The following is a 6,000-nucleotide window of genomic DNA, read 5'->3' as shown; positions in this document are numbered from 1 at the left end:
TGCCGCGGCTGCGTCCGCCCCAGGCGCGCGTGCTGCTGATCGCCGCGCTTGCGGCGAAGCTACCCGCCGGCGACGTCGTCGCCCGGTGGGGCTGACACCGCTCGGACTTCTGAGGCCTGCAGCCCCCCGACGTAATCCGGCCAGTCCAGCGAGTCGACCGGGTTCGCGTGCACCAGGTCCCCGCCGTCGGCGGGAAACGTGCGGGCCGGGCCGGGCCCGGAGCTGCGGGTCTCGAAGCGCGCGGTGACCACGCCGTGGCCCGCGCCCTGCACCCAGCCGTGCCCGAGGTCGCGGTGGGCCACGTCGTCGCCGACCCGCCACCCGGCGTCGTCGGGGCCGGGAGCGAACATGGCCTCCGACGCCGTTTCCACCGACGCCGAATCCTGGTGCGGCTCAAGCACTTCCAGGTCGGGAAACAGCGATTCCTGACGCACGTCGCTCAGCCCCGAAAAGCCCACGCCGAGCAGCCGGATGGGGCCGATCTCCCGCGGATCCAGCAGCAGCCGCCGGGCCAGACCGAGCAGCGCGGCCACCTCGGTTGTGGCGTACGGCAGCGTCGCCGACCGGGTCAGCGTGCTCATGTCGGATTTCTTCAGCTTTACCGTCACGGTGCGCGCACCGCGCCCGTCGCGCAGCAGGCGCTGATGGGCGTGCTCGGCGATCGGCTCGATCGCCTCCCGCAGCTGCTCCACGCTGGTCAGGTCGGCGGCGAAGGTCGATTCGGAGCTGATCTGCTTGGCTTCGGCGCGCTCGGCGACCGGGCGGTCGTCGATGCCGCGGGCCAGCCGGTGCAACGCCGGCCCGGTCGTGGCGCCCAGAATGTTCGCCGCCTCGGCCTCGGACAGCGCGGCCAGCTCCCCGATGGTCTCGATGCCGAGGCGATGCAGCCTCTCCTCGGCGACCGGGCCGATCCCCCACAGCCGGCGCACCGGCAGCCCGCCCAGCAGCGCGCGTTCCTCGGCGCGGCGCACCACCCTGACCCCGTCGGGCTTGGCCAGCCCGGAGGCGATCTTGGCGATCTGTTTGCCCGAACCGGCGCCCACCGAGGCGATCAGCCCGGTGTCGTCGCGGACCCGTCGGCGCAGGTCCTCGCAGAACGCCTCGACGTCCTCGGCGGACGCCCCGGCGAGCTGGGCGGGTTCGCCGAAGCCCTCGTCGAAGGACAGCTGCTCGACGACGGGCACCACGGCGCGGATGGTGTCGAAGACGCGTCGGCTGGCCAGTCCGTACACCACGCCACGCGGCGGCAGCACCACCGCACTCACCCCCACCAGCCGGCGGGCCTGATGCATGGGCATGGCCGAGCGCGCCCCGAACACGCGCGCCTCGTAGCTGGCCCCGGCCACCACGCCGCGCCCACCCACGCCGCCGACCAGCACCGGGCGACCGCGCAGGGTCGGGCGGGTGAGTTGCTCGACGGAGGCGAAGAACGCATCCATGTCCAGGTGCAGCACCCACCGAGACTCCACCCGATCGATGCTATTGGTCTAGCGTCGTTGGGTATGGAGCCTGACGGCACCAACGCACCGACGACGCGATGGACGCGGCTGCGCCACCAATGGAACGAGCGCCTGCGACCCGGGGAGCAGGCCACGGTGCTGGCCTGGGCCTCGTTCACCCTCACCTTCGCCGGGCTGCGCGGGCTCACCCACTGGATCCGCGCCGGGCACGGCCCCTCCGGCGGAGGGGTGTCGTTGGGCGGCAAGCACTTCCATCACTACAACATCGGCATCGGCTTGTTGGCGACGGTGGCCGGGGTGGGGCTGCGCGGCAGCGACGAGCAACGCCGGCACCCCGCGGCCGCGGTGGCGTACGGCGCCGCCAACGCCATGATCGTCGACGAGCTGGCGCTGCTGCTCGACCTCAAGGACGTGTACTGGGCATCGGATGGCCGCGAGAGCGTGGACGTCGCCGTCGGCGTCATCGCGACCGGGGCGACCGTGGTGGCCGGCATGCCGTTCTGGGCGCACGCCCACCGGGCGCTGCGATCGAGAAGTTGACCGCCGCGGGGTCAGGCCTTGGCGATGCTCACCCGCACGCCGTCGCCGATTTCGGCGCCGTCGCCCGGATCACCGAATTCGAAACGGGTGGCCAGGATTTCACCGGCGATCAGGTCGCGGTGGGTGCGCGCCCAGTCGGCCCGCTCGTCGGGCACCGCCATCACCACCGAAATCCGGTCGGACACATCCAAACCCGTCGACTTGCGCAGCTCCTGCAATTCGCGGATCCGGTCCTTGGCCCAACCCTCGGCCTCCAGCTCCGGGGTCACCGTGCCGTCGAGCACCACCAGGCCCGCGCCGTCGGGCAGGGCCGCGGTGAATTCCGGGTCGGCGGCGACCAGGCGTGAGCTGTATTCCTCGGGTTGCAGCACCGCGGGACCGGCGGTCAGGGTGCCGTCGGGATTGACGACACCCTCCCCCGCCTTGACCGCCTTGATGGCCGCCTGCACGTCCTTGCCCAGCCGTGGCCCCGCCACCCGGGCATTGACGGTGAGCTCGAAGCGGCCGTAGGTGTCGATCGCGTCGGTCAGCTCGACGGCCTTGACGTTGAGTTCGTCGGCGATGAGGTCGACGAACGGCTCCAGCCGTCGCGGATCCTCCACGGCCACGGTGAGTTTCGGCAGCGGCAACCGCACCCGCAATTTCTTGGCCTTGCGCAGCGAGGACGCGGCCGAGCAGACGTCGCGGACCTGGTCCATCGCGGCGACCAGGTCGGGGTCGGCGGGCACGTCGCCGGCCTGCGGCCAATCGGTCAGATGCACCGACCGCTGCGACGTCAGGCCGCGCCAGACGATCTCGGTCACCGAGGGCAGCAACGGCGCGGCCAGCCGCGCCGTCACCTCCAGCACGGTGTGCAGGGTGTCGATGGCGTCGACATCCTCCTCCCAGAACCGCGAACGCGACCGCCGCACATACCAGTTCGTCAGCGCCTCGGTGAACTGGCGCAGCTGCTCGCAGGCCCGGGAGATGTCGCAGGTGTCCATCTCGTGGGTCAGGTCGTCGCGCAGCTCGGCGAGCTTGGCCAGGATGTAGCGGTCCAGCAGCTGCGTCGAATCGGTGCGCCAGGTACCGACTTTGGGCGCGTAGAGGGCCAGGAAGCTGTAGGCGTTCCAGAACGGCAGCAGCACCTGGCGCACGCCCTCGCGGATGCCCTGCTCGGTCACGATGAGGTTGCCGCCGCGCAGGATCGGCGAGGCCATCAGGAACCAGCGCATGGCGTCGGAGCCGTCGCGGTCGAACACCTCGGACACGTCGGGATAGTTGCGCAGCGACTTGCTCATCTTCTGGCCGTCCGAGCCCAGCACGATGCCATGTGCCACACAGGTTTTGAAGGCCGGCCGGTCGAACAGCGCGGTGGCCAGCACGTGCAGCGTGTAGAACCAGCCGCGGGTCTGCCCGATGTACTCGACGATGAAGTCACCGGGATAGTGGCCGTCGAACCATTCATCGTTCTCGAACGGGAAGTGCACCTGCGCATAGGGCATCGAACCGGAGTCGAACCACACGTCGAGCACGTCGGGGATGCGCCGCATCGTGCTGGCCCCGGTGGGGTCGTTGGGGTTGGGCCGGGTCAGCTCGTCGATGAACGGTCGGTGCAGGTTGGTGGGGCGCACCCCGAAGTCGCGTTCGAGTTCGTCGAGGCTGCCGTAGACGTCGATGCGCGGGTAGGCGGGGTCGTCGGACTTCCACACCGGAATCGGGGTGCCCCAGTAGCGGTTTCGTGAGATCGACCAGTCGCGCGCGCCCTGCAGCCACTTGCCGAACTGGCCGTCCTTGACGTGCTCGGGATACCAGGTGATCTGTTGGTTGAGTTCGACCATGCGGTCCCGGAATTCGGTGACCGCGACGAACCACGACGACACCGCCCGGTAGATCAGCGGATTGCGGCAACGCCAGCAGTGCGGGTAGGGGTGCTCGTAGGTTTCGTGGCGCAGCAACACTGCGCCGTTGGCCGCGGCCGGTCCGCTGCCGTTCTTCAGGTCGCGGATGATGTGCGGGTTGGCGTCAAAGACGTGCTGTCCCTGATAATCCGGCACCGTGGCGTCGAAGCGGCCTTTGGAGTCGACCGGCGTGACCGGGACGATGCCGACCTTGTCGGTGGTCGCCATGTCGTCCTCGCCGTAGGCCGGTGCCATGTGCACGATGCCGGTGCCGTCCTCGGTGGTGACGAACTCGCCGGGCAGCACCTGAAATGCCTTGTCAGTGTCCATGAAGTACGGGAACGGGGGCAGGTACCTCGTGCCGAGCAGGTCCGCCCCGCGATGGGTGGACAGGATCTCGGGTTCGTCGCCCAACTCGCGCGCATAGGCGGCCAGCCGTGGCTGCGCGAGCACGAAACGCCCGTTCTCGGAACGGACTTCGACGTAGGTGACCTCGGGGTTGACGGCGACGGCGAGGTTGGACGGCAGGGTCCACGGTGTCGTCGTCCAGACCAGCAGGTGGGCCCCGTCCAGCGGGCCGCCGACCACCTTGAATCCCACCGTCAGGGCGGGGTCCTGGCGGCTCTGGTACACGTCGTCGTCCATCCGCAATTCGTGGTTGGACAGCGGGGTTTCGTCACGCCAGCAGTACGGCAACACCCGGTAGCCCTCGTAGGCCAGGCCCTTGTCCCACAGTTGCTTGAACGCCCAGATGACCGACTCCATGTAGGGCAGATCCAGCGTCTTGTAGTCGTTGTCGAAGTCGACCCAGCGCGCCTGGCGGGTGACGTAGGCCTGCCACTCGTCGGTGTAGCGCAGCACCGAGGCGCGGCAGGCGTCGTTGAACGCGGCGATGCCCATGTCGTCGATCTGCGACTTGTCGGTGATGCCGAGCTGGCGCTCCACCTCGAGTTCGGCCGGCAGCCCGTGGGTGTCCCAGCCGAAGCGGCGCTCCACCTTGTAGCCGCGCATGGTGCGGTACCGCGGGACGATGTCCTTGACGTAGCCGGTGAGCAGGTGACCGTAGTGCGGCAGCCCGTTGGCGAACGGCGGCCCGTCGTAGAACACGTATTCCGGTGCGCCGTCGCGGCGGGCGATGCTGGCGCGGAAGGTGTCGTCGCGGGCCCAGTAGTCGAGCACCTCGAGCTCGAGCGCCGGGAAGTCGGGCGCTCCGCCGGCCGGCTTGGGGTAGGCCTGGACGGAGTCCACCTGCGAAGCGTCGAGGTCAGCGTTATCGGTCACGGTGCGCGTTGTCTCCTGTGCCACGGTGCAAACCGGGGACGACGACGCGCTGGCTGCGCGAGCGCCGCGGTACCACCCCGCTTGCCGCGCTTTCGCGTGGCCGCTCGATGACGGCTGTGACGGGCCTACCCGTTCGGTTCTACTGAGCCAGGACGGCCGTTCTTCCGAAGGCTCCCCGGTGATGGCCGGATCGGCGCCAGTACAACGATTCTACGAAGACCCGCAAATCGGGGTGCACTCCAAGGGGTCGCCGGGGCGCAGAGCTACCTCTGCGACCAAGCGACCCCTTGGAGCTCGAGTTGCTCGACGTCCATCGAAGTTCGGCGTTCAGGCCCGGACTTCGAGGACACCGGCGCGCCACAGCGCGGCGTACACGTGGCGCAGCGGCACGCTCAGCAGGCGGGCGGCGCCGTCCACCAGCGGGTCGCCACCGGCGCCGAACGGCGGGGTGTCGGTGCGGCGGGGGGCCTTGGCCACCGGGGCCTGCGGCAGGGCCGGGATCGCGTCGGTGTCGCGCACCACGGTCAGCGTGCGGGCGGGCGCTCCGGTTACCACTTCGTCGTAGAAAGCTGCGGTCATCATCGCCTCCTAGAGGGGAGATCCAAACGGGGATTGATTGGACTGACGTGTCCCGTCCCGTGTCGGTTCCGATCTCGAGAACGCTTGGCCGGCAGGCACTTCGCGTTGCGAAGACTCAGCCGAGAAGGTCGCGCCGGAGACCGGAGGGGGACGAAACACGGTTCGGACTTCGATCCGGACTATCGCTGGAACGCATGTGCCCCTCACCTCCTCGCGGTCACGACGCATGCGCGGGTCGCATGCGATCTATGCGCAGCAGA

Annotated in this window: 4 protein-coding genes; 1 reads left to right on the top strand and 3 read right to left on the bottom strand. The window is 69.5% G+C overall.

Translation table 11 applies throughout. From position 1 onward, the window contains the following. Positions 1–59: 59 nt before the first annotated feature. On the bottom strand, positions 60–1,454 hold the full coding sequence (locus tag DQP57_RS14470) for a DNA polymerase IV (RefSeq protein ID WP_165821811.1): 1,395 nt from the start codon (positions 1,452–1,454) through the stop codon (positions 60–62). Positions 1,455–1,502: 48 nt separating this feature from the next. Here DQP57_RS14470 and DQP57_RS14465 point away from each other — a divergent pair, with 48 nt between their 5' ends. Beyond that, positions 1,503–2,000 carry a hypothetical protein gene (locus DQP57_RS14465; RefSeq protein ID WP_205869131.1) on the top strand — a complete coding sequence of 166 codons (498 nt, stop codon included), beginning with the start codon at positions 1,503–1,505 and terminating at the stop codon, positions 1,998–2,000. 11 nt (positions 2,001–2,011) lie between these two features. Here DQP57_RS14465 and ileS read toward each other — a convergent pair whose 3' ends face one another. Together ileS and DQP57_RS14455 are read right to left on the bottom strand one after the other, a co-directional pair. Then, positions 2,012–5,128, bottom strand: coding sequence for an isoleucine--tRNA ligase (gene ileS, locus DQP57_RS14460; protein WP_112633598.1), 3,117 nt, complete (start codon positions 5,126–5,128; stop codon positions 2,012–2,014). 360 nt (positions 5,129–5,488) lie between these two features. Then, the gene (locus tag DQP57_RS14455) at positions 5,489–5,740 is read right to left on the bottom strand and encodes an Rv1535 family protein (RefSeq protein ID WP_112633597.1); all 252 of its coding nucleotides are present in this window, start codon (positions 5,738–5,740) and stop codon (positions 5,489–5,491) included. Positions 5,741–6,000: the final 260 nt, after the last annotated feature.

Source organism: Mycobacterium colombiense (assembly GCF_003284935.1).
Classification (GTDB): domain Bacteria; phylum Actinomycetota; class Actinomycetes; order Mycobacteriales; family Mycobacteriaceae; genus Mycobacterium; species Mycobacterium arosiense_A.
This window is presented reverse-complemented; position numbering and strand designations above follow the sequence as displayed.